Source organism: Mesorhizobium sp. M6A.T.Ce.TU.016.01.1.1, assembly GCF_003997065.1.
Classification (GTDB): Bacteria; Pseudomonadota; Alphaproteobacteria; order Rhizobiales; family Rhizobiaceae; genus Mesorhizobium; species Mesorhizobium mediterraneum.
The window spans coordinates 428437-455400 of the sequence record NZ_RZTJ01000002.1 but is presented as its reverse complement, the minus strand read 5'-3'; the positions used below and the strand labels follow the sequence as shown (position 1 = coordinate 455400).

Here is a 26964-nt window from a genome sequence, read left to right as displayed (position 1 = left end):
ATGGCGCTCGAGACCTACCGCAAGAAGCGCGATTTTTCCGTCACCCCGGAGCCGCAGGGCCGCAAGGCGCCGAGGACGGGGAACAGCTTCGTCATACAGAAGCATGATGCGACGCGGCTCCACTATGATTTCCGTTTGGAAATGGACGGCGTCCTGAAGAGCTGGGCCGTCACCAAAGGGCCGAGCCTGATCCCCGGCGAGAAGCGCCTTGCCGTTCATGTCGAGGATCATCCCTTGGAATATGGCGGTTTCGAAGGCACCATCCCCAAGGGCGAATATGGCGGCGGCACCGTCATCCTGTGGGACAGAGGCACCTGGACGACGATCGGCGACGCGCATCGCGGCTATGCAAAAGGCCATCTCGATTTCGAACTTCACGGGGAGAAGCTTGGCGGCCGCTGGCATCTTGTGCGGATGGCCGGAAAGCCGCGGGAGAAGCGCGAGAACTGGCTGCTGATCAAGGGCGACGATGACGCCGCGCGCACGGAAGGCGATCCTGACATTCTGGACGAGCGGCCGGAATCCGTCGCCACCGGCCGCAAGATCGAGGATGTCGCCGGAGAAGCGCCCGGCTGGTCGTCGAAGACGGGGCGCATTGGCAAGCACCGCGGCCGCACGAGGGCCGCTCCCCCGGAAGAGCAGCCCGCCACCGTTGGCGTTCCGGAGCCGTCAAAGATCAAGGGTGCCAAGAAGGCAGCGCTTCCCGATTTCGTCGAGCCGACGCTGGCGACCCTCGTTTCGTCCGCGCCGTCCGGAGAACGCTGGCTGCACGAAATCAAATTCGACGGCTACCGGCTGCAGGCACGGATCGAAGCCGGGCGCGTCAAACTGTTGACGCGCAGCGGTCTCGACTGGACGAAGAAGTTCGGAAAGGCGGTCATTTCGGCGCTGGCCGATATACCTGTCGGGACGGCGCTGATCGATGGTGAACTCGTGGTCGAGACATCCGCCGGCGCGTCGGATTTTTCCGCGTTGCAAGCCGACCTCAGCGAGGGCCGCAGCGATCGCTTTCGCTTCTACGTCTTCGACCTGCTTCATCTCGACGGGTACGATCTGCGCGACGTTGCGTTGATCACGCGCAAGCAATTGCTGGAAAAGGTCATTGGTATTGATAACGGCATCATCAGCTACAGCGGACATTTTGAGGAGGATGGCACGCTGGTCCTGCGACACGCCTGCCGGCTGAGCCTGGAAGGTGTTGTCTCCAAGCTTCGCGATGCGCCTTACCGCGCGGGCCGCAGCAAGAACTGGGTGAAATCGAAATGCTCGGCGCGACAGGAATTTGTCGTGGCCGGCTACGTCCCCTCGACAACCTCGCGCAATGCGATCGGCTCGCTCGTCCTGGGTGTCTATGACGATGGTAAGCTTCATCATGTCGGACGCGTCGGCACCGGCTACACGGCAGCAGTCGCACAGGACCTGTTCAAGAAGCTCGAGCGGATACGCATTCCGTCAAGCCCGTTCGATGAGCGGCTGAGCGCCGAGGAGGCTCGGCAAGCCCGCTATGTCAGGCCTGAACTCGTCGCCGAAGTCGAGTTCCGGGCCTGGACCGCCGACGGCAATCTGCGCCACGCCTCGTTCCGCGGATTGCGAGAAGACAAACCGGCGAAGGAGATCATCCGCGAAACGCCGAAGACGAACAAGGCAGCACCCAAACCTCAGCGCCGGACCGTCAAGCTCACCCATCCCGACCGCCTCTATTGGCCTGACCAGGGCGTGACCAAGGAAGGTCTCGCCGACTATTATGCCGAAGTCTGGCGCCATGCATCGCCCTACATCGTCGGCCGGGCGTTAGCGCTGGTGCGATGCCCAAGCGGCATTTCGGGCGAGCAGTTCTTCCAGAAGCATGCCTGGAAGGGTCTCAATCCCAACATCGTGCTGGTCCACGATCCCAAGGACCCGCCCGACGAGCGGCTGATCAGCATCAATGATCTCGATGGGCTGATCGGCCTTGTCCAGTCGGCGGCGCTGGAGATCCACCCCTGGGGCTCGTTGGTGAGCGATTGGGAGCGTCCAGACACGATCATCATGGACCTCGATCCTGGCGAGGGCGTGAGCTGGGAGGCGGTGATCGAAGCCGCCGTCGAGACGCGCGACCGGCTGAACGATGCAGGGCTTGTCCCCTTCATCAAGACCTCCGGCGGCAAGGGCCTTCACGTCGTGGCGCCAGTGAAGCCGAAAGCGCAATGGCCTGTCGTAAAGGCCTTCACCAAGGCGATTGCCGACTCCATGGCGTCCGACAGCCCAGGCCGTTACGTCTCGACCATCACCAAGTCCAAACGACGCGGAAAAATTCTCGTCGACTATCTGCGCAACCAGCGCGGTGCGACCGCAGTCGCCCCCTATTCGACAAGAGCACGACCGGGTGCGTCGGTGTCGATGCCGCTTGCCTGGGACGAACTCGGCCCCGGCATCGGACCGGCCTATTTTACGGTCGAGAACACACCAACCCGGCTTGCCTCGCTGTCGTCGGATCCCTGGCAGGATTTTCGAGCAGCAGCAGCGCCGATCGAAGAACCGGGAAGCCGGCGCAAGAAAGCGGCTTGAAAACCGTATACGGAGAGCACGCGCCGCAGGGACTCAGGCGATCTGCTCAAACGTGCATTGCTCCGGAGCCTTGTCCGGCCGCCAGCGCAGGAACTTGGTGCCGTGCCGGAAACGGTCGCCGGTGACATGATCGAAGCGTACTTCGACCACCAATTCGGGCCGGACCGGCTCCCATTCGCCGCTGCGCTCGGTGCTCCAGCGGCTCGGCCCGCCCGGCGCCTTTCCGGTGAAGCCGGGTGGCTCGCGCATGGCTTCGAGTTTGCGGGTAAGCTCGGCCCTGTCGTCCTTGGCGATGGTCGAGGTGAAGCCGACGTGATCGAGCTTGCCGGCCTCGTTGTACAGACCCAGCAGCAGAGAGCCGACCTGCCGGCTGTTGCTGAGATAACGAAAGCCGCCGACCACGCAATCGGCCGACCGCAGCCGCTTTACCTTCACCATCGCGCGCACCCCCGGTTGGTACGGACCGTCCAGCCGCTTGGCGACCACGCCGTCTGTCGCCCCATGTCCGGCAGCCCCTAGCCAGGAGCGGGCTTCTTTCACATCGCGCGTACAGTGCGAAAGCACGATGTTCCTGCGGTTTGCCGAAGCGACGAAAGCCTCAAGGATCGCTCGCCGTTTTTTCAGGGTCCGCGCCAACCAGACGGTTCCGTGCTCGTCGCAGAGCATATCGAACAGGACGATGTGCGCCGGGGTTTCCGCAGACAGCTTGCGGATCCTGCTCTCGGCGGGATGAAGCCGCATCTGGAGGGCGTCGAACGATGGCTTGCCGTCGACCGAGATGACGATTTCACCGTCGACGACAAAACGGCGCGACGGCAGTTCCTTCAATGTCGCGACTAGTTCGGGAAAATAGCGTCCGAGCGGCTTGCCTGACTTTGCGCGCAACTCCACCGCATCATCCTGCCGGAACGCCAGGCAGCGAAAACCGTCCCATTTGCGCTCGTATTGCCATCCGTCTCCTTCGGGAATCGCATCAGCCGCCTTGGCTTCCATCGGAGGCGTATCGAGCGGCAGGGGGAAGCCGCCGTCGCGGGGGATGACCTTCATTGTGCTGCCTTTGTCCCCCCCCGACCAAGCCTGCTCCCAGGCACTATTTTCGCTTTCCGCCCTCCGAGCCGATGCTCTTGCGCAGCGCATCCATGATGTTGATCACGTTGCTGGGCGGTTGCTCGGCCTTGGCCTTGGCCGGACGCTTCTTGCCCTTCTTCTTCGAGGCAATGATCTCCAGCAGCCGCGCCTGGACGGGATCTCCGGTCATGGCGGGATCCCACTGCTTGGTTCGCTCATCGATCAGGGTCGAGACCAAATCCATCATTTTCGAGTCGGGTTTGGCTTCGCTGATCTTGCCAAAATAGTCCTCGGGATCGCGAACCTCGTCGCCATAGCGCAGTGTCCACAGCACGATGCCCTTGCCTCGTGGTTCAAGCATGACGGCGCGCTCGCGGCGATACATGACCAGTCGCGATATTCCGACTGTCCCTGTCGACTGCATGGCGTCGCGAATGACCGAGAATGCCTCCTCTCCGACCGGGTCGTCAGGAGTGAGATAATGGGGCTTGTCGTACCAAATCCAGCCGATGCTGTCGGCATTGACGAACATATCGATGTCGATGGTGCGCGTGCTCTCCAGCCCGACCGCGTCGATCTCATCGTCCTCGAGCAGCACGTATTCGTCCTCACCGCGCTGATACCCCTTCACCTCGTCGTCTTCAGCAACGGGCTTGCCGCTAACGGCGTCGACATATTGGCTGACGACCCGATGCCCGCTCTTGCGATTGAGCGTATGGAACCGGACCTTTTCGCTCTCGGTGGTAGCGGGTGTCATCGCGACCGGACAGGTCACGAGCGAAAGCTTCAGATAGCCTTTCCAGAACGGACGTGGCGCCATCAAGGGACCCCCGGGCAGGTGTAAAACAGTCGAACGCACCAGGGTGATCGATTGTTCCAGCAGCGTTTTTTTCGCGCGCCCAAGGCTCGCCAGCAAGAATTCATCATTTTTCCGGTTCGGGACGGAACCGATGAGCGCAAGCGCAGTTCGGGACAACAGCTCGGCAGCAAGGACCATTTCAATGTCGGAAGCGATTCGGATCGCAATCGGCGCCCCATTGTCGGGAAACGCGGCAGCGCTCGGCGCCGAGATGAAGCAGGCGATCGAGCTCGCGGTCGAGGAGCAGAACGCGGACGGCGGCATTGCAGGCCTTCCCATCATGGTTGAGAGTGCGGACGATCAGGGAAAGGTCGAGACCGGGCGGCAAGTCGCGGACGACTTTTGCAACCAGCCGGATCTGCTTGGCGTCGTTGGTCACTACAACAGCAATGTCACCATCGCTGCAGCGGAGATCTATGCCGCCCACGACCTCCCGATGATCACGCCGATCGCTTCCGACACGGCGCTCACCGAGCGCTCTCTTCCGAATGTCTTTCGCTTCACCAACCGGGACGACCAGACCGGAGCAGCCATTGCCCGTCATCTCTACGACGTCTTGGGCAAGCGCCGCGCCGTCCTGGCCGAAACCGAAACCATGTACGGCCACATCATGGGCATCGCTTTTTCGCGGGCATTTCTGTCGCTCGGAGGCCGCATCGCCGAGCGGCGAACGGTTCGCGAAGGCAGTCGCGATTTTGACCCGCTGGTCGCATCCCTGCGGGCCGATTTCGATCTGTTGTTCTACGGCGGGAGTTTCGAGGGTGCTTTCATTCTGCGAGCGATGCGGCGCGCGGGTCTCCATCAGCTTTTTGCGAGCGGTGACGGCTGTTGGGACGCGGTGAATTTCCTTGAGCCTGCGGGCGAAACGGCGACATTGGGTGAAGGCGTTCTCGTGCTGTCCGCCACGCCCGAAGTGGGTAGGGTCGCTGGTTCAAGCGATTTCGCCGCGCGCTATGCCGCGCGGTTTGGACCGATCGGCAACTATGCCGTGAATTCCTACGATTCAGCCCGCGTGCTGATCGCCGCAATCAAAAACGCGATCGCTGAATCCAAAGGAAATCCGAGCCGGCGCGACGTTCTGACTGCGATGCGAAAGCTACGCTTCAAAGGCATTGCGTATGGCGATCCCGTGCAGTGGGACAAAAAAGGCGACAACCTGGCCGCCGTCACGGCGCTCCATGTGGTGGAGAATGGCCGATTTCGACAAGTTGCCGAAATCCCGCAGATGCAAAGGGCCCGATAGACGCGGCTTCACGACGGCCGCGGCAATTTTTACCAAGGTGAGACGAAACAATTGCCTCCGATCGCCGTTTCGCCAGCAAGGTGAATTTTGGGCGAGGATGATGAGTGCAACCGGCCCGGATGTTTTCGACAAGACGCAGCAGACCGCGAACATCTAGACACGAGCTCTGCACTGATCCCAGGTCCCGTCCTTGGAAAGGTGAAGACAATGATCTTCGACGCGCCAAAATTCAGGGATCGAACGGATGCGGGGCGCCAGCTTGCCGCCGCTTTGACCGGGTTTGCGGCAAGCGATCCGCTGGTGCTGGCGCTGCCGCGCGGCGGAGTGCCGGTTGGCTTCGAAGTGGCGAAGGCACTCCGTGCCCGGCTCGACGTGCTGCTTGTGCGCAAGATCGGCGCGCCGGGCCATTCCGAATATGGCATCGGCGCGGTCGTCGACGGGGAGAATCCGCAGCTCGTCCTCAACGAGGAGGCGATGGCTCTGATCCAGCCGTCAGACGAATACGTCGAGGCGGAGAAACAACGGCAACTGCTTGAAATCGAGCGCCGCAGAAAGCTCTATCTCGGCAGCAGGCCCGCGGCTTCGGTGCTGGGCCGGACAGTCATCGTTGTCGATGACGGCATAGCGACCGGAGGAACGGTCCGAGTGGCGCTCAAGGCGCTAAGGAAGGATCGCGCCGCGCATGTTGTCTTGGCCGTTCCGGTAGCACCCCAGGACACGCTGGATCTGATAAATGCCGATGTCGACGAAGTGGTCTGTCTCGCCACGCCCGAGCCGTTCGGCGCCGTGAGCCAGTACTATGAGGATTTCGCGCAGACCACGGACGTGGAGGTGGTCCGGCTGCTGCAGCAGGCAGAGCAGTTCGAGAGGAAATCGTCGATGCGATCAGCCGGTTAGAGCGGGATGCCTTAGCTGGACCGGGCATCCCGCTCTAACCGTTTGTTTAGCCGCATTTCTGCGACGCCAGCCCTAGCTCATCGCCACCAGCCGAAGGAGCACGCCATGGCCAGCAAGGACCGACAACAGATGGAGATCGTCGAGCGCGGCGATATTTTCTTTCTCTACCGGCCCAGGGTGGGCCAAACCGATCCAGAAAGTCTTTCCGACGTGCAGCGCTTCTTCGTCGTGCTGCGGCCGGAGCACGCGACGAAGGTGCGGCTTCTCGTTGTCGGGCGCAAGCGGCTGCCGGATGCGCATGAGCACGAGCGTAACTGGGGTTTCGTCGGCGCGATTGCAGGTTCCGCCGCCGCGTTGGAAAAGGACCTTCGCGAAGAGAGGTATGACACCAAGACGCGCGGCCGCCAGCGCCTGCCCGCAGCACGCCCGGCGGGCGAAGGCCGTTATCTTGTCGCGCTGCTCAATGGACAATTGCATCTCAGCTATGCACTCGAGCTTCCAGAGCGACCATCCGAGGTGCAACGCGCCTTCAAGATCGCACCGCAGGCAAGCTTCGCGCTTTCGGTGAAGAATCCCGAAAAGCCCAGCCCTCCCGGTTTTGGATTGGGACAGGCTGAGGAGCCGGACTATCCAGACAGGCTTCAGCGGGAATTCCGCGGCCGCAGATTCGCTCGCGAGGACATAACGCTGCTCGACGTGCAGGGCGCCGAATTCATACTTGTCGGCGCGCGAACCGATCCGGAAAAGGCATACAATGTCGAGCTCGACGTCGAGAAGGAGGACGAGCGCCATTCAGAGATGCTGCGCGAACTCAAAATGGCCAAATCTCGCCATCCGCTAGAGCCGCTTTTCAGTGGCGAATGGGCCTGAACCGCACGGTTACCGTGCCCTCCCCTGGAGGGCAGACGACCGCGCCACACGGCGGATCAGCCGTCAGTCCCGCAAACGATTGGCAGCGTGATCCTGGCGCTGCTCAGTCGCGACCTGCTTGGAATCCAGACCGCGTTCCTTTGTGTGCTGGGCCTTGTCCCGGTTGGACAGGACTTGGTTTTCCTCGATCTTGTCCTTGGGGGTCGTGGTCATGGCACCTGTACCAGAACCCTTCCCCTGCGAACCCACTCCGATGTGCTTCTTGCTACCTTTTGCCATGGGCTTTCTCCAATTCGTGTGAGACGACGCAGTGGCTAGCCGTCGGGGGTCAGTCCTCGGGACTCAGTCGTCGGGGCGGTTCTTGTGATGAACGCTCTCCTGATTTCTTCCGCGAAGGATGTTGCGGTCGTCAGGATCGACAAGATCGGGTGTGTCGGGCCTGATTTCCGATCCCTTGCGCAACGCTTCACGTTCTTCTGGCGATCGCTTCAGATCCGCCTCTGCGTCGAAATCCTTGTCGGCGCCCTTCGTGTTCTCCCGCTTTTCAATGATGCGCAATTGCTGCTCATGGGTTCTGCGTCCAGCCATTGGTTCCTCCAAAGTGCCTTGCGTTCGTTTTGATGCCCAGATCGCTGGCGGCAATCGTCGCTTTCCTGGTGATTACAGGCGCCAAGGTCTTTGCCGAAGCGGACCAATCGGAGGCCGCCATAATCCGAGCCTGTCCTTATGGCGATAATGGCAGGGTGGCGGGATCGTTCCGAAATGGCGGTCAAATAAAACTGTCCATTGCATATCGGCTCCAGTTGCTTATTCGCACCTGCCATGGTCCGTCAGTCTTCCTCCTCGCGGTACAAGCGCTCGGTCGCCTGCTTGCTCTCCCTACGTTCTGCGGGACCGCGGCGGCGTCGCGTGACGAGGGCGTAGGCGAGCAGGATTGCCAGTATCAGGGGCCCGCCTGCAACGACGAGCAACCACATGCTGTTCTCAAACATGGACCATCTCCTTTCCCTCACAACCGAGAAGGCGCCATAACCGTTCCTGGGTTCTGTGAAATGGCACGATGTTCGCTGCGGACGACGCTCGACAGGCGCAAGCAGAGAACGTGCACTCGGCCAAGGATAAGATGAGGCCAAAACCGAAGCGATTGCCTGCGTTGCGAGCTCGCGGTTCGTTGCTTTGTGACGGCAGTTATGCTAGTAATTTGGCCATGGTGCTGATTTGCGCCAGCGACCCGCCGCCGAGGCGGGTTTTTTGTTTCGGCGCCATCCCTCACAGTCTGCGAGTAACCGTTGACGGCGCGACTTGGTCTCGCCGGGCAACTTCCGATCAGCTTCAGCTGCCCGGCTCGCAACGGCTGTCGTTCCGATGGAACAACAAGACATCTCCGTCGTTCGGCACTGATCGCCAATATCCACGTCTGACGCCCGACGCCGCAGCGAGAGCGTAAAGCCGCAGGCCCAGGACAAAAGCATACCAAACACAGGAGGCAACCATGCCCAACACTGCCGAGATCCTTGTCGACACATTGATCGCCTGGGACGTGCGCGTGATCTTCGGCCTGCCGGGGGACGGCATAAACGGCATTATGGAGGCGCTGCGCACAAGGCAGGACAAGATCCGCTTCGTACAGGTGCGGCACGAGGAATCCGCGGCTTTCATGGCGACAGCCTATGCCAAGTGGACCGGCAAGCTCGGTGTCTGCCTCGCCACCTCTGGGCCAGGAGGCACGCACCTGCTCACCGGTCTCTACGATGCAAAGCTCGACCAGGCGCCCGTCCTTGCCATAACCGGCATGCAATTCCACGACCTGATCGAGACGTTCACGCAGCAGGATGTCGATCTCACCCGCGTTTTCAACGACGTCGCCATCTTCAACACTCAGGTGACCGACGCAGCGCATATGGAAAACGTTGCCGGCCTCGCCTGTCGTTCCGCGCTTGCGGGACGCGGCGTTTCCCATCTCTCGATAGCCAGCGACGTGCAGGAGCAGACGTCGGCAAAGCGCTCGCTCCGCAACCTTCCAAAACATACGCCCGAACGGTGGTTCGAAGGGGACAAGCGACCCGACGAAGCCCAGCTCGCTCTTGGAGCGGACATCCTCAACACGGCCTCAAAGGTGGCGATACTCGCCGGGCGCGGCGCGCTGCATGCGAAGGCCGAACTCGAGAGAACGGCGGAGCTTCTCGCCGCGCCTGTTGCCAAGGCCTTGCTCGGCAAAGCCGTCCTGCCGGACGATCACCCGCACATCATGGGCGGAATAGGAATATTGGGCACGCTGGCCTCGCAGGAGATCATGGAGGAATGTGAGGCGCTGCTGATCGTCGGCTCGACCTTCCCCTACATCGAGTACTACCCCAAGCCCGGCAAGGCGCGCGGCGTGCAAATCGACCGCAACGCGCAGCGCATCGGCCTTCGCCATCCCGTCGAGGCCGGTCTCGTCGGTGATGCGGCCATCACGCTGCAATTGCTCAACGAAAGGCTGAAGCCAAAGCAGGACAGATCCTTTCTCGAAAGCGCGCAGCAGAGCTTACAGCGCTGGCGCAAGATGATGGCCGAGGCGGAAAGCAGGGACGATGTGCCGCTCAAGCCGCAACGCGTCGTCAAGGCATTCGGCGACCGAATGCCGGCCAATGCCATCCTGGCTACCGATTCCGGCCAGAACACCGAACTCGCCGCCCGTCATATCAATATCACGGCAGGGCAGGATTTCGCCGTCTCCGGCTCGCTGGCATCGATGGCCTGCGGGCTGCCCTATGCGATTGCCGGCGGGATTGCCTTTCCCGGCCGGCCGGTTTTCGGGGTGGTGGGCGATGGCGGGCTGGCAATGCAGCTTGGCGAATTTTCCACTGCCGTGCGTTACAAGATTCCGCTCAAGCTTCTGGTGATCAAGAACAACATGCTCAACCAGATCGCCTGGGAGCAAATGATGTTCCTCGGCAACCCGCAATTTGCCTGCGAGCTCCAGCCAATCGACTTCGCCATGGCCGCCGAAGCTATGGGAGGCATCGGCTACAGCGTCACCCGGCCTGAGGACGTCGATGGGGTTCTTGACGCCGCCTTTGCCGCGGAAGGTCCGGTGATCATAGAGGCGGTCGTCGACGCGTATGAACCTATGCTACCGCCGCGCATGCCAGACGAATATCGCAAGAACATGCGCACAGCGCTGCGGCAAACGCCGGGCCGCAAGGAGATCGAGGCGAACCTCGCTCAGGAGCCGCTGAAGACGATGATGGGCTGACTGCAGGTTCCCTGGCCGGTCAGTCCTTGACGTAGGCGCCTGGCTGGCGGCCGCTCTTCGGAGCCTTGGCATCCTTGGAACGCTCGGCGATCGATGGCCCGGCGCCGGACGTCTTTTCTGTCGAGGCACTGGGGGTGGACTGTCCGGGCGGATTTTTCCCTTCGGACTGATGGGTTTTGTCCTCCACCTCGTCCCTTGACCGTGTCAGGCCCATCCCGCCGGCAGGTTTCTTGTTGCCGGCCGCCTCCTGGGAGAATTGATCCGACGCGTCCGCATCTTTCTTGGCCGGGTACTTGGTTGCGCCATGTTCATAACGGGTCTCGTTTTCAGTCATAGCGTCTCTCCGATTGCCTCATGCATGCGGTTAAACATTCCTGCGACGGTCCGGTTCCAACCGCCGCTAGCGCTCCAGACGGACGCCATATGCGACGCGCGCGGCACCGTGCCGTCAAACGGATGCCGCGCCCGCTGGCGCGGCAACGCTCAGGCGTCTCGCCAGTCAGGCCTCTTGCCATGGCGTGTGCAGGATGTCGGCGCCCGGCTGCTCGTCGAACAGGACCGCGCAGCCGCGCTCCAGCGCCACCGGCGACAGGGCATTGGCCACGGTTTCGTCCGGCGAGATGAAATCACCGGTCAGCACCCGCAACTCTTCCACGGCTTTGGCCATCGACACCAATCGCCCTGCGGCGCGGCCGGTCATGCAGGCGTCGATGACGGAAACGAGATCGATCATATCGAAGTGGCCCATCATAGGCCTCCGCAAACAGCGTCCCTTCGCGGCTATGAACGCCGCAGCGATCGACAATGTTCCCGGCCGGGCCGAATAGAGTGAGCATTCCGAACTTGCCGTCAACCATTCGGCTTCAAGCGCGGTGCATCACATCGCCTCTCAGAATTGCCCGCGCATACGCTAAATCTGGTCTATCCCGTCCTTGAGCTTGCTCAGGAATGCCACCAGGGCATCCTCCGGCCGATCGGCCTCCTCGGTCAGCATGTCGATGCCCCAGCGTCCGAGGACCGCTTCCTGGACGACGCTCGGTTGCGGCATGAAGACGAACGATTTCGGACGGCTCTTCTCATAACCAGACCGGCGCCAGGTTTCCCAGAGCCGATACAGCAACAGACGGATGTTCATATCCGACATGCTGTAACCGATGAACAGGATAGTGCGCCCCAGCGCGTCAGCGCGAAATTTTACATCCAGCGGGGAATCGAACGACAGCCGCTCGAAATACTCGGACTCCGCCAGAACCAGCGATGCGTCGTCGTCGAAATCGCCGTGGTATTTGATGATCTGGGTCACCTCGTCGCTCGCCTTGGCGACGTCCTTGGCATTGGCCACTTTTACGAACGGGCGGTCGTGGATTTCGAACGCCACCTCAAGATTCCGATCATAATTGGTGGTGTAGATGATCGGGAAATCGAGCGCCACGATCAGCTTGTGGATCGCCGAACCCTTCACTTTGTCCCGCGAGACGCTCCATTCGCGATCCATCCAGCTGCGCAAGCGGCCGAGACTGCCATGCTTTAGCCGGTAATATTCGGCAAGCGCCTGGTAGCTGGATTCAGGCGTGTCGACCGTGTCGCGGTCGAGGCCGAGTTCATCCACCATATGTTCGATGAGCTTCTCCCAGGATGGCAGGCCGACGCTCATCGATACTCCCGCCCCAACGAACAAGATCGCTCGTCGCTCTTTCACGGATTGAGCCAGTTGCTCGAGGGCAGACGGCATGGCCAACTCACCAGGCAATGATCCAACACAACTGTCAAAAGCGTCCTCCGTTCCGGAGAGGCCAGGATCACCGCCAAATGTGTTCAGCAAATCAGGTGTGAGTTCAACAAATCGGGCGCAGACTGGAACCGCTGAGGCAGATCGAAGTTTGGTTGCCAGGGAGACCCGTGATGGCCGCACAACCAGATCAGACGCCTGCTAAGGCGAGAGGCGATATCCAGGCCGGGGCGACGCAGGATAAAACCCCGGGGTTCGACCCTGCCGCCGCACCTGAAGAGACCGACGCCGAAGCGGCAGATGTGCCAAATCCTGTCGCCGAGGCTCGTTCTCGTCGACAGCCAGAGTTCACGAATGAAGCCAGCTTCGCCGACGCAATGCGGCCGGTAGAAAGCGAGCCTGATCTTCAGCCTCGCGGGAGCTGGCCACTGTTGGTGATTGCCGCAGTCGTTCTCGTAGCGGCCGCGGTCTTTGTGATAGCGGCCATGCTGCGCTAACGAGGCACGTTTCCAGAGCTTATCGGCCCTCGAACAGCGCCGAGGCCATCACATGGATGGCACTCAAATAAATCGACTCGGCGCTTCACACGCCACTCATAATCATTTTCCCGACCGCCAACTCGCTGGCGAGATAGCCGCTGTATTTGGGCACGCTATCGGGCATGTCCAGCACGCGACGATGATAGAATATGTCGATCCGAACCGGCGGCAGCCGGGCCTCGGGCTCGAAATTGCTGGCCGGGATGAACATCACTTTGAACGGCCCGAAGCCGGCAACCTCCACAACCGGCTTGCCGCAGGTCCGGCAGACCCCGCGATTGAAGTTCGGCGGCGGGCGGTATTTCTTGAATGAGATGTTGCCGGCGTTTTTCAGCACGACATCCTTGCCACGAACGGCGACCACATCCGCGAACGGTTTGCCGTTGAACGCCTGGCAGATCAGACAGTGGCACCGGAATCTGCCCTTTGGCGCAGTATGCACCTCGAACGAGCAGGCGCCGCATTCGCAGGAGCCGCGTAGCGGCAACGACGTGTCAGTGGTCATGTGCTGATGCTCCTGAGCTGGATTTGATGACGGCATGCCGATCACCGGAGCATCACGTTGAGGATGGTATCGATCGGCTGTCTGAACGGGGCGTGGAGCAGGTTGGAGAGGTTCCAGCGACCCTGCTCATAGATCCCCTTGGCATGGCTGAGGGTACGGAAACCCTCGACGCCGTGGTAAGCGCCCATGCCGCTGGCCCCGACGCCGCCGAAGGGCAAGTCATCCTGGGCGATGTGCATGATCGTCCCGTTGATAGTGACGTTGCCGGAGATCGTTCGGCTCAGCACCTTGCGTCGGTCTTCGTCATCGGCGCCGAAGTAGTAGAGCGCGAGCGGCCGGGGCCGGGCGTTCACATAGGCGATCGCTTCTTCAACCTCGCGGTAGGGAAAAATCGGCAGGATCGGGCCGAAGATCTCCTCATGAGCGATGCGCATGTCTTCTGTGACGCCGAGGACGACGGTTGGCGGCAGCGTGTTGGCGCGCATAGACGCCTCACCGGGCCGATTGCCGACCTCGATGATCCGCGCTCCTTTGGAACGGGCATCGTCGATCAGGCCCTGGAGCCGGGCATAATGCCGCTCGTTGATGATGGAAGTATAGTGTTCACTCCTCGGCCCGTCCGCATAGAAGGACGCCACTTTCCGATCATACGCCCCGACAAACGAGTCGACGTCGTTTTCGTGGACGAGTGCGTAATCGGGGGCGATGCACGTTTGACCGGCGTTGAGCAGCTTACCGAAAGCAATGGACGCCGCCGCCTGGTCAAGGGAGTGACCTTTGGCGACGATGACCGGTGATTTGCCGCCCAGTTCAAGGGTGACCGGTACAAGGTTCTCGCTAGCGGCCTTCATCACCGACCGCCCCACCGCGGTGCTGCCCGTGAAGACGAGATGGTCGAACGGCAAGGCAGAGAATGCCGCCCCCGCGGCCGCATCGCCGGTCACGATCGCGAACTGGTCCTCGGGGAAGACCTCGGCCAGCATCTTCGCGAGCAGCGAATTGGTGACCGGTGTAAACTCCGAAGGTTTCAGCATCACGCGGTTTCCGGCGGCGATGGCCGTTACGACCGGCATCAGCGCGAGGTTCACCGGATAGTTCCACGGCGACATCACGCCGACGACGCCAAGCGGCTGATATTCGATGCGGGCGTTGCCGATCCGCATGTGCAGAGCAACGTGGCGGCGGGTCGGCGCCATGAATTTGCGGAGATTGCGGATCAGATACTTCGTGCCCTCGGCGACCGCTGCAACCTCCATGATCGCCGTTTCGTGCCTCGAGCGATGCCCGAAATCGGTATTGATGGCATCTTCGATCGCTTTGCGGTGCCCGATTATCGAGGCCCTGAACTTGGCCAGATCAGCGCGTCGCTGCGCCAGCGAAGGCGCTCCGTCATGCAGGAAGGCAGCGCGCTGGGCCGCGAGGAGACTGCCCAGCCGATCAGCGTCGGCAATTTTTGCGATTGCGTTCATGGTCCACTCCGATGTAGACAGGAGAAACTTACGCCCTCGACATAGCCCCTTAAGTAGCCACTGTCAACAATGTATTCACAAGAAACTTTGAGGTACCATGCAGGATGCACCCAACCGCCCCTATCACCACGGTGATCTCCGTCGTGCGGTTATCGAGACGGCGTTGGATATGCTTCGGGAGGAGAAAGGCTGGCAGTTCACGCTGCGGGAAGTCGCCCGCCGGGCTGGCGTAAGCCACGCGGCACCCTACAAGCACTTCCCCGATAAGGCGGCGCTGCTTGCGGAGATCGCCATGATTGGGTTCGACCGGTTGCGCGCGTCCCTAGCGGCTGCGACGCCAAAGGCGGCCAAAACCCTGCGCGACGAAATTGCTCCGATAGCTCGTGCCTACGTCGCGTTCGGAACGGACAACCCCGCTCTCTACCGCCTGATGTTTAGCGCGGACGAGGGGAAAGCGGTGGGAATGCATCTCAATGAGCGGGCGCTGGCGGTATTCGATATTCTCCTCGAAATCCTCCGACGCGGCCAGGCCGCGGGGAGCATTCGCAAGCGGCCTATAGAAGGTCAGGCGGCAGCCGGCTGGGGGCTCATCCACGGCATGACCATGCTTGCGATCGATGGGCTCCTGGTGCCCGAGAAGGTGGGATCGGCCCCCTTGGATGCGGCATTGAGCACGCTGGTGGAAGGGCTAGGGAACCCAGCAACATGACACTAGCTGGCGCCATCCCGTTCGACCTATAATCCGCCTACCATACATCTGTGCCCCTTTATTCGTACCCGAGGGCAAAATCATTGTGAGCATCGGTCGCGGCTATCGCAGCCTGGCCGAAAGCCACTGCGATCTGGTTCAGGGCCTTGACGAGGTCGCCGATGGCATACACCCCCTCGACCGAGGTCCGCTGATGCTTGTCGACGACGACGTAGCCGTCGTCGCAGCATTTGACGCCCATTGCCAGCGCGAGTTCGGAACGCACTTGGCATCCCATCGCCGGATAGATGACGTCAAAATGGCGCACCTCGCCATCCTCGAGGAGGGCGTCGTAGCCGCTGTCGGCAGGAACAAACCTTTCGAACGCATCGCAAATGGCAATGTGTTCTTCCATCGCCACGCGCCGTGTGCTGACGGAAAAATCGGGAAGGTAGCGAGCGAGCATTGTGACGTGCTGCGTATACTGCTTGAGGAACATGGCCTCTCGCAGTGCCTTCGCCTCCTCTCCGATGACAGCGATCCGGTGATCGATCACCTCGTAGCCGTCGCAAACCGGGCATAGGCGTACGCTGCCTCCGGCGATGGCCTCGCGCAGACCCGGAATTGCAGGCACAAGGTCGACGATACCCGTCGCCAGGAATATCTTGCGGGCGACGATCCGCCCTGTGTTTGTCTCGGCGCCAAACCCGCCTACGGTCGGCTCGATCGACGACACCTGACCCTGCACCAGTGTCGCTCCGTATTTGTCGGCCTGCGCACGAAGCCGGTGCAGAAGATCGGCGCCGCTGATGCCTTCCGGAAATCCCGGACAGTTGCGGCTTTCCGCAATCAGCATGGCGCGCGCCTCATTCGCGTCCACCACGACGACCCGATGGCGGAACCTGCCGAGGTAGATCGCGGCCGCCAGTCCGGCAGGTCCGCCACCAATGATGAGAACATCCGCGTCAGTCGCGGATGAGGCTGAATGTCGGCGTTTGCGTACGGCTTGATCCATCCGCGCCGAACGTATTCATTGGAAAGATGTTCCAGCGCCGAAAATCGAAACCGCACGACAGCTGCCGCGGCAAGCGCTACCAATCGATAGCCGGCCGCGCGATCATCAGCCAGAAAATCCCGAGGACGGCAGCAAAGGCGGGAAAGCCAAAGGCGAACCACAGCCAGAAAAGCCTGACATACCGGGCCGGCAGCGGGGCCCCCGCTTTGGCGGCTTCAGACGCCAGATCGCGCATCTTCATCTGCATCCATACCACCGGTAGCCAGAACACACCGGTGACGATGTAGAGCGCGATGGAAAGCACGATCCAGCCTTCGGAGAGCGGGTAACCCGCCTGCCAGGCGAGCACGATGCCGGTGATCGGCTGCGCCACGACGGCGGTCGCCGTGAAGAGAAAATCGGCGATCACCACAATGCGCGCCACTGCCGCAATCGTTGCCGTGTTGCCGGTCCTGTGGGCGAGAAGCATGAAGAAGGCGATGCCGGCGCCGGTGCCAAGCAGCACGCTGGCTCCGATGACATGCAGGTACTTCAGCACGAAATAGAGCATCAGCGCTCCTCCAGGATCGCCAGGGCAACAAAATGAAGGACGATGATCGGCAAGACCTTCAGGAACGGCCCAAGCGGTTCGTTCCACAGGTCCGGGCGCAGGAAAGTGCCCACGATCAGATAGAACAGCGAGAGCGCAATACCAGCGTAGATGCCTTTTCGCGCCGTTGGCCGCCAGGCTATGAGTGCGCCGACGACGATGTCGGCGAGAGCGCCGGCGACCACGGTCGGCACCGCCAACATACCAGCCCCCGTGCTTTGCATGAGGCTGATGCCGTTGCCGAAGCCAGTGGTCAGCGACACAATCCCCGTCATGATCCAGAAGAAGGGCAGGACGACAAAGATCGCAGGCTTGGCAAAATAAAGCCCGGCAAACCATTTTTCCTGCACTGTTGCCGGATTGAGCGCGAGAAATTGCGCCAAGCTCTGTGGCTGTATGCCGGTCAAGGAAATCCAGTCCGAGGGATCTCCGAGCGCCCCTCGTGTGATCTCCCTGGCGGCATTGGTGCGCATTGGAGGTCGCCAGCCGAGCATCGCGGCAAGATCGCCGAGGCGGTAGACAAGCCGCGCAACCCATCCCGGCAAGACAAATCTGGCTGCAGGAGCCCAGCCGAGCCAGCGGCGGAAAGTGCCGACAATCTCGTCCATGGTCAGCTGTTGGGGACCGGCAAGTTCCAGCGCCATACGAGACCGACTACCGGGATTGAGAAAGAAGAGGACCGTCGAGACCACATCCTCGAGCTGCACGACCTGCAGCCGGCCGGTATCGGGCATTGACGGCAGAACCGGCAGCGAGGCCAGACCGCGAAACAACGCACTGGCCCCAAACACAGGCTGGCCAAGCACCACGGAAGGGCGAAGGATTATCCAGTCCAGATCAAGTGCCATGAGGGCCTGATCGCCGGCATATTTCGTCGCCGAGAATGACGACGGCTGCGCCCGATCCACACCCATTGCCGAGAAGTGGATCACCTTGGCAACACTGGCCCGCGCGCAGGCGAGAAAAAGAGCCGCCGCCGCATCGCGATGAACTTGCCCCGTTTTTTCGCGAGGGCTGTCCTGCAAAACGCCGGCACAGTTCACGATGGCATCGATGCCGGCCAGATGCGGCAACCAATCTTCAGGGCGGAGCGCGGTCGCCACGTCCAGCACCAATGTCTGGTAGTCGCGGGCCTCATTTGCCCGAGGGCTGCGGACGACGCCGACCACCTCATGTCCTTCGGAAACGATGCGGGCGCAGACCGAAGCGCCGATCAGGCCGGTGGCGCCAACAACAAGGACTCTCATGGGATTCCGATCTCGGGTGCTGGAGGCATATTGTTCATTCTACTGTCCGAGAGCGCGGAACAAACCATCGATAGCGGGATTAGGACAGCACCAGGAGGTCTATCGTGGACAGGGAAGAGCGTATCAGGCGGCGAGCCCATGAAATCTGGGAGCGTGAAGGCCGGCCGCAAGGGCGGGAGCGCGAGCATTGGGATCAGGCCGTGCAAGAGATCGAGGCAGAGGGTTCCGAAGCAGAACGTGGTCCGGTCGTTCCCGACCCGACCGTTGGAGCCGGCTCCGATCCTGCACGGGCGACGCCAATTCCCGGAGCTAACGGCAAGCCGAAATCTTGACCGGTTGCTCGGCACGGAAAGGAAAATGCCCATGCCTCGTCTTATCGCCTTGGGCGTGATCGTAGTGGCGGTACTCTTCATAGTTTGGCTATGGGTCGACCAGACCGGCCGGACCAGCGACGGGACACAGCCTGCGCCCCATGCAATAGACCAAGACGGATGACGACGGTACTCCATTCCGAACAGGACCTGCTAGGTTCGCAATTAACGCGATCCTCGCCTAGTTCGAGGGCGCTGGATCCTCATTCCTGTACTCGTGAATGAGGCCAAGGATTTGCGACCGGACCAACTCACGAGCCTCGGGCTGAACGAACGGCATCAAGAGTTCGACCCGCTCCTCGATCTTCTCGGGAAGATCCGCAGCAGGATCGATGAGGTCGTTACCGTGCGCGTAAAGATTGTCCGTCAGCTTTTTGTCGAGATCGGAAAAAATGCCCATTCATCTGCTCCAAGCAGCTTCTCTGCGTCAATTGATAGGCTGACGATTTGTTCCCGGGGTGGCCGGTAACAAAGCTGTTTCTCCGACCGAAACGCTGGGGCTAGAGCGACAGAATTGCTCCTGAGCTATTCGAAGGAATAGGTGAAACCTCCTTCGGAGGCTCCGACAGTCACCTTCGTCATCTTTTCGCCCTCGAGCGACCGGTTCAGCACCCCGCGGCTCAATTCCGGCAGAAGCGTGTTTGTCAAAATGGCGTCGATCATCCGCCCGCCGGATTCGATCTCGGTGCAGCGAGCCTTGACCAGATCCATGACACCGTCACCGATCACCAGCTCGGCATCGTTGCTTGAGCGCAGCCGGCGGGCGATCTTGGCGAACTGATGGCGGGTGATCGCTTCGATCATCGTGTCCGAGAGCGGGTAGTAAGGGATGGTTACCACCCGGCCAAGGAAGGCCGCGGGGAAAACCTTCAACAGCGGGGCACGCAATGCCGTGTCGAGATCGTCGAGCCCCGCCCGTATGGTGCCGCTGCTGGTCCGGTCCATGATGACTTCAGAGCCGACGTTCGATGTGAGCAGGATCAGCGTGTTTTTGAAATCGATCCGCCGGCCTTCACTGTCGTCCATCATTCCCTTGTCGAAGACCTGGAAGAAGATCTCATGAACGTCGGGATGAGCCTTCTCGACCTCGTCAAGCAGGATCACCGAATAGGGCTTGCGCCGGACCGCCTCGGTCAGGATGCCGCCCTTGCCGTAGCCGACATATCCGGGTGGCGCGCCCTTCAAGGTAGAAACCGTATGCGCCTCCTGGAACTCGGACATATTGATCGAAATGAGGTTCTGCTCGCCACCGTAGAGCGTCTCGGCCAAGGCCAGCGCGGTTTCGGTCTTGCCTACCCCGGAGGGACCGCAGAGCAGAAAGACGCCCACTGGTTTTTCGGGCGCGCCGAGCCCGGCCCGGCTGGTCTGCACGCGCTTGGCAATCATTTCCATGGCGTGATCCTGACCGACCACGCGTTCGGACAGAGTGGCGGCGAGCCGCAGCGCCTTTTCGGTCTGGCTCGACAGCATCCGGCCAGTGGGGATGCCAGTCCAGTCCTGCACCACGGCAGCCACGGCGTTGCGGTCGACGGAAGGCAGGATCAGCGGCGTCTCGCCTTGCGCTTCTGCGAGTTCGGCCATCAGCTCCCGCAGCCGCGCGAGATCGGCAGCCGGATCGGGTGGAGAAGGATCGGCAGTGGCCGTTGCGTCCGCATCGGTTTCCGGCGCTTTGGTCTCAGGTACATCGGCGCCTGCGGTTTCGGCGACCGCCTCCGGAGGCTCCACGGCATCGAGCGGCACACCCTCGCCGCGCAGCCTGGCGCGCAATTCGAGTATCTCGCCTACCAGCGCCTTTTCCCGATCCCAACGCTCCTGCGCGGCAGCAAGCGTGAGTTCGGTCTCGGCAAGGCCGGTTTCGACCCGAGCCTGCCGGTCGGCCACGCCGATGCCGATCGCTGCCTCGCGGCCGATGATGGCGCGCTCGACCTCCAACGCCTGGCGGCGGCGCATAATGTCCTCGACCTCGGCCGGGGTGGCATGCTGCGAAATGGCGACACGGGCGCAGGCGGTGTCGAGAAGGCTCACGGCCTTGTCGGGCAGTTGCCGCGCCGGGATATAGCGGTGGGACAGGCCGACCGCCGCCTCGATCGCCTCATCGAGTATCTGCACCTTGTGGTGTTGCTCCAACACGCCGGCCACACCGCGCAACATGAGAACGGCCACCGCCTCAGACGGCTCGTCGATCTTGACCACCTGGAAGCGGCGTGTCAGCGCGGGGTCTTTCTCGATGTGCTGCTTATATTCGGCCCATGTCGTCGCCGCGATGGTGCGAAGTTCGCCGCGCGCCAGCGCCGGTTTCAGCAGATTGGCAGCATCGCCCGTTCCTGCCGCGCCGCCGGCGCCGATCAAGGTGTGAGCTTCGTCAATGAAGAGGATGACCGGCGTTTCGGAGGATTGGACCTCGTCAATGACCGCCTTCAGCCGTTTTTCGAATTCGCCCTTTACGCTTGCGCCCGCCTGCATCAATCCGACATCGAGCATGCGCACGCTGACGCCTTGCAGCGTCGGCGGCACGTCGCCCTCGGCAATGCGCAGGGCAAACCCCTCGACCACAGCTGTCTTGCCGACCCCGGCCTCACCCGTCAGGATCGGGTTGTTTTGACGGCGTCGCATCAGGATATCGACGATCTGCCTGATCTCGGGATCGCGCCCAACGACCGGATCGATCTTGCCGTCGAGCGCGCGCTGGGTCAGGTCGGTCGCATACTTCGCCAGCGCCGAATCCCCGCCCGCAGCCCGCCGCGGTGTTTCGGCGGCGGGAGTTGCCGCGGGGGAGCCGGCCTCGAGCGATCCCCCTGTCACCTCGGCGAAGCGCGCGATGACCGCATCGGCATCGATCTTGTCGAACTCGCCGCTGATTTGCGATAGCAGGCCGTCCAGCACTGGCGTCTTCCGGCAGGCCAGGATGATATGGGCGCTGCGGACCTCCTCCACGCGGAACTCAAGCGTCGCCAGAGTCCAAGCTTCCTGGATGGCGTGAAAGATATGATCGGAAAATTCCTTAATCGAAGTGGCGCCATAAGGCAGCTTGTCGACGGCGCGGGGCATGTCGGCCGATAGCCGGCTCAGATCCACTCCGGCGTCGGCCAGTATCAGTTGCAAATCCGAGCGCTCGGAAAGCACCAGTTGTTCGACGAAGTGAACGAGTTCGATGTAGGGATTGCCGCGCAGTTTGGCGGCGTCGGCCGCAGCCTTAAAGGCGCGCAAGCAGACAGGATTGAGTTTAGCGACCAGCTCCTTGCGTTTGACGCTCTGCGACGACCGGCGCTGTTCCATCGAACTTGCTCCTGCGATCTGCCAGTCAATAACCTGCCACATAAGCAGCAACTTGACAAAGCGCGTTATCGACGGGGCGAGTGGGTGTTCGATTCGGTGGACTTCTTCCGTCCCAGCAACAGCCCACGCCATCGGCTACAAACAGCTATGGAATGCCCACTTCTTTGCGATGCATCCAGATAAACGGTTCGATAACTGCGCCACCGATTTCGAGCTCAGGACCCGGCTTGCGAGCTCCCATTATGATTGAGCAGCAACTAAATTGTGGTAAAGTGTCGCAGTGTGATAACGTGGGCACGCACGGCCGAAAGAGCCGCTCGCTGGGGGTTGGTGTGATTGATCTCGCACTCTGGCTGAATCCGCTGGACGGTGAAAATCCGTCAGGGGAGGATTTGCGCAACGATCCAGCCTTTCATGAGCTGGAACGTCTCACGGAACCCCAGGTCAAGGTCGTCCATGACGGGCATAACAAGCCCTCGTCGCAAAGCACCATTCCGGTCGACTGGCCTGCCGTCCTCGACAAGGCAGAGGAGTTGCGTGCACACGGCCGGGATCTGCGCCTGCTTGTCATTGTCACACGTGCGCTGGCCAATGAGCAGGGGCTCGCCGGGCTCGCGCATGGTCTGACCCTTATTGCGCGGACCTTCGATCAGCATTGGGAGGCCATGCATCCGGCCCTGCGGCCCAATGCTGCACCACGCGACGCCGCCTTGCGTCGTATCAACGCACTGCTCGACCTCCAGAATGGCCAAGACGGGCTGTTAGCCAATTTGCGGCAAATGACGTTCTTCGCACCGCGCACGATCGGAGCGATCAGCGGGCGCGATCTGGAACAAGGCGCGCTCGACGAACGTGTCATGCTTCTGGAAGCGGCTTCAGGATTGAATGCAGCCGAAAAGGCAGCGCTGGTCAGCGCCCACGGTCAACTTCTGAACCGGGTGCATAGTGGATGCAAGGCGCAGGCCGATCAGGCCAATGCGGAGATGATGTCGCTCATCGCCGATGCCCAAGCGGCGATCTCGGCTCTTGATGCGGTCGAGACGGCTCTCAACGTTCGTCTAGAGGGCGGCGGCACCGCTGTCCCGGAATTGAAACGGTTTCTGCAGCGTTTGCTGTCGACCCTCGAACGGAATTCGGTAATCGAGGCTGCGACGAACGGCGCGGCGAACCCCGCCCCCACGACTGCCGATCCAGAAATGCCTGCCCGAAACGGTCATGCAGCCGAGGCTATGGCAGGCACGACAAGTTACGCGGAACCGAGCACCGGGCTCCCTGATCGGATTTCCTCGCGCGACGACGTCGTCAAATGCCTCGACCTCGTCGTCGCCTTCTACGACCGCACCGAACCGTCGAGCCCGATCCCGCACCTCGCCCGCCGCGTGCGCCGCATGGTGCATATGGATTTTGTTGAACTGATGGAAGATCTCGCCCCGTCGGGGCTGAAGGAATTCCGGCTTCTTGCCGGCGTTCCCGATGCCAAGAAGACGGCCCAGAAGGATGAAAGGTAACGAGCCATGGCAGCCGAAAGTAAAGCGAAGGTCATCGAACGGAATCGCGCACCGCGCGTGCAGATCGCCTATGACGTGGAAACCTACGGCAGCCCGACGACGATCGAATTGCCGTTCGTCATGGGCGTGATGGCCGACCTTTCCGGCGCTTCACAGACCAGGGAAGCGATGAAGTCGGTACTGGATCGCTCCTTTGTCGAGACCGACGCGAACCGCTTTCCCCGTTTCATGGAGGCGCTCGGACCGCGCGTCAAAGCCCGCGTGAAGAATACGCTGCCTCAGGCCGAGGGTGCCGAGCGCGACGAGGAACTGGCCCTTGATCTCACCTTCACCAAGATGGGCGATTTCGCCCCGGACAAGATTGCCGAGCAGGTTCCGCAATTGGCCGAAATCCTCAAGATGCGTCGTCAGCTCGAGGAACTGCTTGGCTTCATGGATGGCCGTGTCGACGCCGAAAAGCGCATCGCGCAACTTCTGAACAACGAGCCGCTGCTCGGCAAGATCGCCAACCAGGCATTATCCGACGACGATAAGGTTGAGGAGTAAGTCATGGCCGAACAGCAAAAGACCGCAGCCGTCACCGCCGAGGCGGAAGCCATCGACCTCGGAGAATTCAGCGGGCTCCTCGAGAAGGATTTCAAGGTCAAGAAGGACGACAGCGAGAAGCTGCAGCAACTCGTCCGCAATCTCGCGCTGGCGGCGCAGTCCCGTTCCGACACCACAACCATCTCGTCCAACGCGATCAAGTCGATCAAGTCGCTGATCGCAGGCATCGACAAGATGCTGACGACGCAGGTCAACGAGATCCTGCACGCGCCGGAAGTGCGCGAAATGGAAGGTACGTGGCGCGGCCTCTGGTATCTCGTCAACAACACCGAAACGGATCAGAAGCTGAAGATCCGGGTGATGAACATTTCCAAGGAGCAGCTCGCCGACACGCTTGAAGACTATGAAGGCCAGATGTGGGATCAAAGCCCGATCTTCAAGAAGGTCTACACGGACGAGTATTCGATGCTGGGCGGCGAGCCGATCGGCTGCCTGGTCGGCGCCTACGAATTCTCGAACCATCCGCGCGACGTCGGCCTGCTGCGCAATATGTCGGGTGTCTGCGCCTCCGCGCATACGCCGTTCATTGCCGCCGCTTCGCCGCGCCTGTTCCGCATGGACAGCTGGCAGGAACTGCCGAACCCGCAGGACCTGCAGATGATCGTATCGAACCCGGCCTATGCCTCGTGGCAATCGCTGCGCGAGAGCGAGGACGCGCGCTATATCGGCCTCACCATGCCGCGCGTGCTGGCCCGGCTGCCCTACGGCACCGACACCGTTCCGGTGAAGGGCTTCACCTTCGAGGAGGAGGTGGAGGGCGATCACAACAAATATGTCTGGATGAATGCCGCCTTCCCGATGGGCGTCAACATCAACCGCAGCCATAAGCTCTACGGCTGGGGCACGCAGATCCGCGGCGTCGAGAACGGCGGCACGGTGCTCAACCTGCCGGTGCACAGCTTCCCGACCGATGACGGATCGATCGCGATGAAATGCCCGACGGAGGTCGCCATCGACGACCGACGCGAGGCGGAGCTCGCCAAGCTCGGCCTGATGCCCATCCTGCACCGGAAAAATACGGATCTCGCGGCGTTCATCGGCGCGCATTCGTTGCAGGACGACGAGACACGTGCCGGGCGGCTGGTCGATCCAGACGCACAGTCAAACGAGCGGCTAAGCGCCAACCTGCCCTATCTGTTCCCGGTTTCGCGCTTTGCGCATTACCTCAAGGCCATTGCGCGCGACAAGATAGGGTCGTTCAAGGAGCGGTCGGACATGCAGATCTGGTTGACCGAGTGGATCAACCGATACGTGCTGGCCAACCCGGCCTTTGCCGACGACAAGGCGCGCGCCAAGCGCCCGCTCGCTGCCGCTGAGGTCCAGGTGGACAGCGTGGAGGGGCGGCCGGGCTACTACAATGCTCGCTTCTATCTGCGCCCGCATTACCAACTGGAGGGCATCAACGCGTCGCTCCGGCTGGTGTCGGAACTACCGTCCGTAAAGTCTTAATTTGCAGCAACATCATCTGTTTTGTTTGAAAGCGCTGGAGAAAGACAATGCCAACATCAGTGAAAATCGACGGCTTTCTAAAGGTTCCGGACATCAAAGGGCCAAGCGTTCGAGACGGCCACGAAGATGAAATCGAAGTCCATGGGGTCGATTACAAGATTGTCGCGCCATACGATCCGAATTCGCTCTCACGCCGCGGTCGTGTGTCCCTCGGCATGATCAAGTTCACCAAGCACTATGACAAGTCGTCGCCCTATCTGAAGAAGGCGCTATTCGACAACAAGGCGCTGGACGAAGTTGTGTTCTCCGCACGCCGGACCATCGATGGGGAAACCAGCGACTACCTAGTCGTTACCCTGACTGACGCCTCGATCATGGAGTACGACATGTCGCAGGCCGAGGACGAGGAAGACCTGATCCAGGAGGAGGTCAGCTTCGCCTACAAGAAGATCAAGTTCGTCTATGACAAGGATGACGAAATCGAAATGGATGTCTATGTCGGCAAGTGAGGCTCGGCGGCCCGGCGCGGACAAGCTGCAGGTTACCGGCAGTTCGCGAGCGAAACGCGAAGCGGTCCAGCCCTCTCTTTGGGACCGCCTCGTCAATGACCTGCCGGGCGTGGCCTCGGAAATAGACGGGCTGCGCCAGGTCTTGCTCGACGAGCTTGGCGCGGACCGGCTGGACATCCTCATCGCAAGTACCACGCGGATCATCGACGCCGACGCCGAGCTCACATCCGATCAGAAGCGGCGTCTGCACCGCCTGATCTTTCAAACCCAACACCGCGCGGAGATCGAAAGCCGCGGCGTGGTCGTATCGGCCCGCGTCCTCAGGGAGGCCGTGCGACGTGACATCGAAGCTCTCTTCAATACCGAGCGCTTCGAAGCCGTTCCGCTTCTTTCAGATCTTGAAAACGAACAGTCCGCGGACAATCCGCCGTCGCTTGCCGATTTTCCGGAAGTGCGTCGAAGTGTGGTCAATTACGGCGTGCCCTCCTTCTCGGGCCGTTCGTCCCGCGACTTTGATCGCGAAACCCTGGCGCGCGAGATCCGTTCCATCCTTGCCACGTTCGAGCCACGTCTCAAGGAAAGCGCAACAAAGGTAACGGTGACCCTTGGTGACAAAAGTGTGGGCCTGAAGATCGAGATAGACGCTGTGCTGATCATGACGCCGACGCCGGAACGCATGCGCCTGCGCACCACAATCAATCTCGATAACGGCTTGGCCCGGACCGAATTTAGGGAAAGCTGA

The 26964-nt window shown here is 61.3% G+C and carries 28 protein-coding genes; 13 read left to right on the top strand and 15 right to left on the bottom strand.

What is annotated here, in order from left to right:
- Nucleotides 1-2547, top strand: coding sequence for a DNA ligase D (ligD, locus tag EOC94_RS05480; RefSeq protein ID WP_127288993.1), 2547 nt, complete (start codon nucleotides 1-3; stop codon nucleotides 2545-2547).
- Between the two features lie 33 nt (nucleotides 2548-2580).
- On the opposite strand, the gene EOC94_RS05475 is transcribed toward ligD, so the two are convergent.
- Together EOC94_RS05475 and EOC94_RS05470 are read right to left on the bottom strand one after the other, a co-directional pair.
- The gene (locus EOC94_RS05475; RefSeq protein WP_095486453.1) at nucleotides 2581-3594 is read right to left on the bottom strand and encodes an ATP-dependent DNA ligase; all 1014 of its coding nucleotides are present in this window, start codon (nucleotides 3592-3594) and stop codon (nucleotides 2581-2583) included.
- Between the two features lie 43 nt (nucleotides 3595-3637).
- Entirely contained in the window at nucleotides 3638-4435 is a 798-nt protein-coding gene (locus tag EOC94_RS05470) for a Ku protein (RefSeq protein WP_095486452.1), read from the bottom strand.
- 181 nt (nucleotides 4436-4616) lie between these two features.
- Between EOC94_RS05470 and EOC94_RS05465 the strand changes: the two genes are divergently transcribed.
- The 3 genes from EOC94_RS05465 (at nucleotide 4617) to EOC94_RS05455 (ending at nucleotide 7484) form a co-directional block, all read left to right on the top strand.
- On the top strand, nucleotides 4617-5717 hold the full coding sequence (locus EOC94_RS05465; protein ID WP_127288991.1) for a branched-chain amino acid ABC transporter substrate-binding protein: 1101 nt from the start codon (nucleotides 4617-4619) through the stop codon (nucleotides 5715-5717).
- 207 nt (nucleotides 5718-5924) lie between these two features.
- Nucleotides 5925-6614, top strand: a complete 690-nt coding sequence (locus tag EOC94_RS05460) for a phosphoribosyltransferase (RefSeq protein ID WP_095486450.1) — start codon at nucleotides 5925-5927, stop codon at nucleotides 6612-6614.
- A 105-nt stretch (nucleotides 6615-6719) separates the two neighbouring features.
- Nucleotides 6720-7484: a hypothetical protein gene (locus EOC94_RS05455; RefSeq protein ID WP_127288989.1), complete on the top strand. Its 765-nt coding sequence runs from the start codon at nucleotides 6720-6722 to the stop codon at nucleotides 7482-7484.
- Nucleotides 7485-7547: 63 nt separating this feature from the next.
- On the opposite strand, the gene EOC94_RS05450 is transcribed toward EOC94_RS05455, so the two are convergent.
- The 3 genes from EOC94_RS05450 to EOC94_RS34010 all read right to left on the bottom strand — a co-directional run bounded on the left by EOC94_RS05450 (nucleotide 7548) and on the right by EOC94_RS34010 (nucleotide 8476).
- Nucleotides 7548-7763 (bottom strand): hypothetical protein, encoded by a 216-nt coding sequence (locus EOC94_RS05450; RefSeq protein ID WP_095486448.1) that lies wholly within the window; start codon nucleotides 7761-7763, stop codon nucleotides 7548-7550.
- A 63-nt stretch (nucleotides 7764-7826) separates the two neighbouring features.
- Nucleotides 7827-8072 carry a hypothetical protein gene (locus tag EOC94_RS05445; RefSeq protein ID WP_095486447.1) on the bottom strand — a complete coding sequence of 82 codons (246 nt, stop codon included), beginning with the start codon at nucleotides 8070-8072 and terminating at the stop codon, nucleotides 7827-7829.
- 242 nt (nucleotides 8073-8314) lie between these two features.
- A complete protein-coding gene (locus EOC94_RS34010; RefSeq protein WP_095486446.1) occupies nucleotides 8315-8476 on the bottom strand; it encodes a hypothetical protein in 162 nt (53 codons plus the stop codon).
- A gap of 500 nt (nucleotides 8477-8976) precedes the next feature.
- Between EOC94_RS34010 and EOC94_RS05440 the strand changes: the two genes are divergently transcribed.
- Nucleotides 8977-10722 carry a thiamine pyrophosphate-binding protein gene (locus EOC94_RS05440; RefSeq protein ID WP_127288987.1) on the top strand — a complete coding sequence of 582 codons (1746 nt, stop codon included), beginning with the start codon at nucleotides 8977-8979 and terminating at the stop codon, nucleotides 10720-10722.
- Between the two features lie 19 nt (nucleotides 10723-10741).
- Here the strand turns inward: EOC94_RS05440 and EOC94_RS05435 are convergent, their stop codons facing one another.
- The 3 genes from EOC94_RS05435 to EOC94_RS05425 all read right to left on the bottom strand — a co-directional run bounded on the left by EOC94_RS05435 (nucleotide 10742) and on the right by EOC94_RS05425 (nucleotide 12376).
- On the bottom strand, nucleotides 10742-11056 hold the full coding sequence (locus tag EOC94_RS05435) for a hypothetical protein (RefSeq protein WP_095486444.1): 315 nt from the start codon (nucleotides 11054-11056) through the stop codon (nucleotides 10742-10744).
- A 165-nt stretch (nucleotides 11057-11221) separates the two neighbouring features.
- Complete coding sequence (locus EOC94_RS05430; protein WP_095486616.1) at nucleotides 11222-11470, bottom strand: hypothetical protein; 249 nt, start codon at nucleotides 11468-11470, stop codon at nucleotides 11222-11224.
- A 162-nt stretch (nucleotides 11471-11632) separates the two neighbouring features.
- Nucleotides 11633-12376 carry an SIR2 family protein gene (locus tag EOC94_RS05425; protein ID WP_342587106.1) on the bottom strand — a complete coding sequence of 248 codons (744 nt, stop codon included), beginning with the start codon at nucleotides 12374-12376 and terminating at the stop codon, nucleotides 11633-11635.
- Nucleotides 12377-12624: 248 nt separating this feature from the next.
- Between EOC94_RS05425 and EOC94_RS05420 the strand changes: the two genes are divergently transcribed.
- Complete coding sequence (locus EOC94_RS05420; RefSeq protein WP_127288985.1) at nucleotides 12625-12948, top strand: hypothetical protein; 324 nt, start codon at nucleotides 12625-12627, stop codon at nucleotides 12946-12948.
- Nucleotides 12949-13033: 85 nt separating this feature from the next.
- Here the strand turns inward: EOC94_RS05420 and EOC94_RS05415 are convergent, their stop codons facing one another.
- On the bottom strand, nucleotides 13034-13531 hold the full coding sequence (locus EOC94_RS05415; protein ID WP_245458251.1) for a GFA family protein: 498 nt from the start codon (nucleotides 13529-13531) through the stop codon (nucleotides 13034-13036).
- A 5-nt stretch (nucleotides 13532-13536) separates the two neighbouring features.
- A complete protein-coding gene (locus tag EOC94_RS05410) occupies nucleotides 13537-14964 on the bottom strand; it encodes a coniferyl aldehyde dehydrogenase (RefSeq protein WP_095486440.1) in 1428 nt (475 codons plus the stop codon).
- 97 nt (nucleotides 14965-15061) lie between these two features.
- On the opposite strand from EOC94_RS05410, the gene EOC94_RS05405 reads away from it, so the two are divergent.
- On the top strand, nucleotides 15062-15673 hold the full coding sequence (locus tag EOC94_RS05405) for a TetR/AcrR family transcriptional regulator (RefSeq protein WP_095486439.1): 612 nt from the start codon (nucleotides 15062-15064) through the stop codon (nucleotides 15671-15673).
- Nucleotides 15674-15731: 58 nt separating this feature from the next.
- On the opposite strand, the gene EOC94_RS05400 is transcribed toward EOC94_RS05405, so the two are convergent.
- From EOC94_RS05400 to EOC94_RS05390, 3 genes are all read right to left on the bottom strand, one after another.
- Complete coding sequence (locus EOC94_RS05400; protein ID WP_126102998.1) at nucleotides 15732-16667, bottom strand: NAD(P)/FAD-dependent oxidoreductase; 936 nt, start codon at nucleotides 16665-16667, stop codon at nucleotides 15732-15734.
- Between the two features lie 76 nt (nucleotides 16668-16743).
- Nucleotides 16744-17217 carry a DUF2269 family protein gene (locus tag EOC94_RS05395; protein WP_127288983.1) on the bottom strand — a complete coding sequence of 158 codons (474 nt, stop codon included), beginning with the start codon at nucleotides 17215-17217 and terminating at the stop codon, nucleotides 16744-16746.
- The gene (locus tag EOC94_RS05390; RefSeq protein WP_127288981.1) at nucleotides 17217-18503 is read right to left on the bottom strand and encodes an SDR family oxidoreductase; all 1287 of its coding nucleotides are present in this window, start codon (nucleotides 18501-18503) and stop codon (nucleotides 17217-17219) included. The genes EOC94_RS05395 and EOC94_RS05390 overlap by 1 nt, the downstream gene beginning before the upstream one ends.
- A gap of 104 nt (nucleotides 18504-18607) precedes the next feature.
- Between EOC94_RS05390 and EOC94_RS05385 the strand changes: the two genes are divergently transcribed.
- A complete protein-coding gene (locus tag EOC94_RS05385; protein ID WP_245329926.1) occupies nucleotides 18608-18835 on the top strand; it encodes a DUF2934 domain-containing protein in 228 nt (75 codons plus the stop codon).
- Between the two features lie 220 nt (nucleotides 18836-19055).
- Here EOC94_RS05385 and EOC94_RS05380 read toward each other — a convergent pair whose 3' ends face one another.
- Both EOC94_RS05380 and tssH read right to left on the bottom strand, forming a co-directional pair.
- Complete coding sequence (locus EOC94_RS05380) at nucleotides 19056-19274, bottom strand: hypothetical protein (protein ID WP_095486434.1); 219 nt, start codon at nucleotides 19272-19274, stop codon at nucleotides 19056-19058.
- 125 nt (nucleotides 19275-19399) lie between these two features.
- Nucleotides 19400-22150, bottom strand: a complete 2751-nt coding sequence (tssH, locus tag EOC94_RS05375) for a type VI secretion system ATPase TssH (RefSeq protein WP_127288979.1) — start codon at nucleotides 22148-22150, stop codon at nucleotides 19400-19402.
- Between the two features lie 332 nt (nucleotides 22151-22482).
- Here tssH and tssA point away from each other — a divergent pair, with 332 nt between their 5' ends.
- The 5 genes from tssA to tssE are packed head-to-tail and all read left to right on the top strand — an operon-like array spanning nucleotide 22483 to nucleotide 26964.
- Nucleotides 22483-23658, top strand: a complete 1176-nt coding sequence (gene tssA, locus EOC94_RS05370; protein ID WP_127289211.1) for a type VI secretion system protein TssA — start codon at nucleotides 22483-22485, stop codon at nucleotides 23656-23658.
- Between the two features lie 6 nt (nucleotides 23659-23664).
- Nucleotides 23665-24204 carry a type VI secretion system contractile sheath small subunit gene (tssB, locus tag EOC94_RS05365; RefSeq protein ID WP_095486433.1) on the top strand — a complete coding sequence of 180 codons (540 nt, stop codon included), beginning with the start codon at nucleotides 23665-23667 and terminating at the stop codon, nucleotides 24202-24204.
- Nucleotides 24205-24207: 3 nt separating this feature from the next.
- Nucleotides 24208-25713 (top strand): type VI secretion system contractile sheath large subunit, encoded by a 1506-nt coding sequence (tssC, locus tag EOC94_RS05360; RefSeq protein WP_095486432.1) that lies wholly within the window; start codon nucleotides 24208-24210, stop codon nucleotides 25711-25713.
- A 47-nt stretch (nucleotides 25714-25760) separates the two neighbouring features.
- Complete coding sequence (locus EOC94_RS05355; RefSeq protein ID WP_127203713.1) at nucleotides 25761-26222, top strand: Hcp family type VI secretion system effector; 462 nt, start codon at nucleotides 25761-25763, stop codon at nucleotides 26220-26222.
- Complete coding sequence (tssE, locus tag EOC94_RS05350; RefSeq protein ID WP_095486430.1) at nucleotides 26209-26964, top strand: type VI secretion system baseplate subunit TssE; 756 nt, start codon at nucleotides 26209-26211, stop codon at nucleotides 26962-26964. The genes EOC94_RS05355 and tssE overlap by 14 nt, the downstream gene beginning before the upstream one ends.

Coding starts and splice junctions, on each gene's coding strand:
- ligD (WP_127288993.1), top strand. CDS start 1: ATGGCGCTCGAGACCTACCGCAAGAAGCGCGATTTTTCCGTCACCCCG.
- EOC94_RS05475 (WP_095486453.1), bottom strand. CDS start 3,594: ATGAAGGTCATCCCCCGCGACGGCGGCTTCCCCCTGCCGCTCGATACG.
- EOC94_RS05470 (WP_095486452.1), bottom strand. CDS start 4,435: ATGGCGCCACGTCCGTTCTGGAAAGGCTATCTGAAGCTTTCGCTCGTG.
- EOC94_RS05465 (WP_127288991.1), top strand. CDS start 4,617: ATGTCGGAAGCGATTCGGATCGCAATCGGCGCCCCATTGTCGGGAAAC.
- EOC94_RS05460 (WP_095486450.1), top strand. CDS start 5,925: ATGATCTTCGACGCGCCAAAATTCAGGGATCGAACGGATGCGGGGCGC.
- EOC94_RS05455 (WP_127288989.1), top strand. CDS start 6,720: ATGGCCAGCAAGGACCGACAACAGATGGAGATCGTCGAGCGCGGCGAT.
- EOC94_RS05450 (WP_095486448.1), bottom strand. CDS start 7,763: ATGGCAAAAGGTAGCAAGAAGCACATCGGAGTGGGTTCGCAGGGGAAG.
- EOC94_RS05445 (WP_095486447.1), bottom strand. CDS start 8,072: ATGGCTGGACGCAGAACCCATGAGCAGCAATTGCGCATCATTGAAAAG.
- EOC94_RS34010 (WP_095486446.1), bottom strand. CDS start 8,476: ATGTTTGAGAACAGCATGTGGTTGCTCGTCGTTGCAGGCGGGCCCCTG.
- EOC94_RS05440 (WP_127288987.1), top strand. CDS start 8,977: ATGCCCAACACTGCCGAGATCCTTGTCGACACATTGATCGCCTGGGAC.
- EOC94_RS05435 (WP_095486444.1), bottom strand. CDS start 11,056: ATGACTGAAAACGAGACCCGTTATGAACATGGCGCAACCAAGTACCCG.
- EOC94_RS05430 (WP_095486616.1), bottom strand. CDS start 11,470: ATGGGCCACTTCGATATGATCGATCTCGTTTCCGTCATCGACGCCTGC.
- EOC94_RS05425 (WP_342587106.1), bottom strand. CDS start 12,376: ATGAGCGTCGGCCTGCCATCCTGGGAGAAGCTCATCGAACATATGGTG.
- EOC94_RS05420 (WP_127288985.1), top strand. CDS start 12,625: ATGGCCGCACAACCAGATCAGACGCCTGCTAAGGCGAGAGGCGATATC.
- EOC94_RS05415 (WP_245458251.1), bottom strand. CDS start 13,531: ATGCCGTCATCAAATCCAGCTCAGGAGCATCAGCACATGACCACTGAC.
- EOC94_RS05410 (WP_095486440.1), bottom strand. CDS start 14,964: ATGAACGCAATCGCAAAAATTGCCGACGCTGATCGGCTGGGCAGTCTC.
- EOC94_RS05405 (WP_095486439.1), top strand. CDS start 15,062: ATGCAGGATGCACCCAACCGCCCCTATCACCACGGTGATCTCCGTCGT.
- EOC94_RS05400 (WP_126102998.1), bottom strand. CDS start 16,667: ATGGATCAAGCCGTACGCAAACGCCGACATTCAGCCTCATCCGCGACT.
- EOC94_RS05395 (WP_127288983.1), bottom strand. CDS start 17,217: ATGCTCTATTTCGTGCTGAAGTACCTGCATGTCATCGGAGCCAGCGTG.
- EOC94_RS05390 (WP_127288981.1), bottom strand. CDS start 18,503: ATGAGAGTCCTTGTTGTTGGCGCCACCGGCCTGATCGGCGCTTCGGTC.
- EOC94_RS05380 (WP_095486434.1), bottom strand. CDS start 19,274: ATGGGCATTTTTTCCGATCTCGACAAAAAGCTGACGGACAATCTTTAC.
- tssH (WP_127288979.1), bottom strand. CDS start 22,150: ATGGAACAGCGCCGGTCGTCGCAGAGCGTCAAACGCAAGGAGCTGGTC.
- tssB (WP_095486433.1), top strand. CDS start 23,665: ATGGCAGCCGAAAGTAAAGCGAAGGTCATCGAACGGAATCGCGCACCG.
- tssC (WP_095486432.1), top strand. CDS start 24,208: ATGGCCGAACAGCAAAAGACCGCAGCCGTCACCGCCGAGGCGGAAGCC.
- EOC94_RS05355 (WP_127203713.1), top strand. CDS start 25,761: ATGCCAACATCAGTGAAAATCGACGGCTTTCTAAAGGTTCCGGACATC.
- tssE (WP_095486430.1), top strand. CDS start 26,209: ATGTCGGCAAGTGAGGCTCGGCGGCCCGGCGCGGACAAGCTGCAGGTT.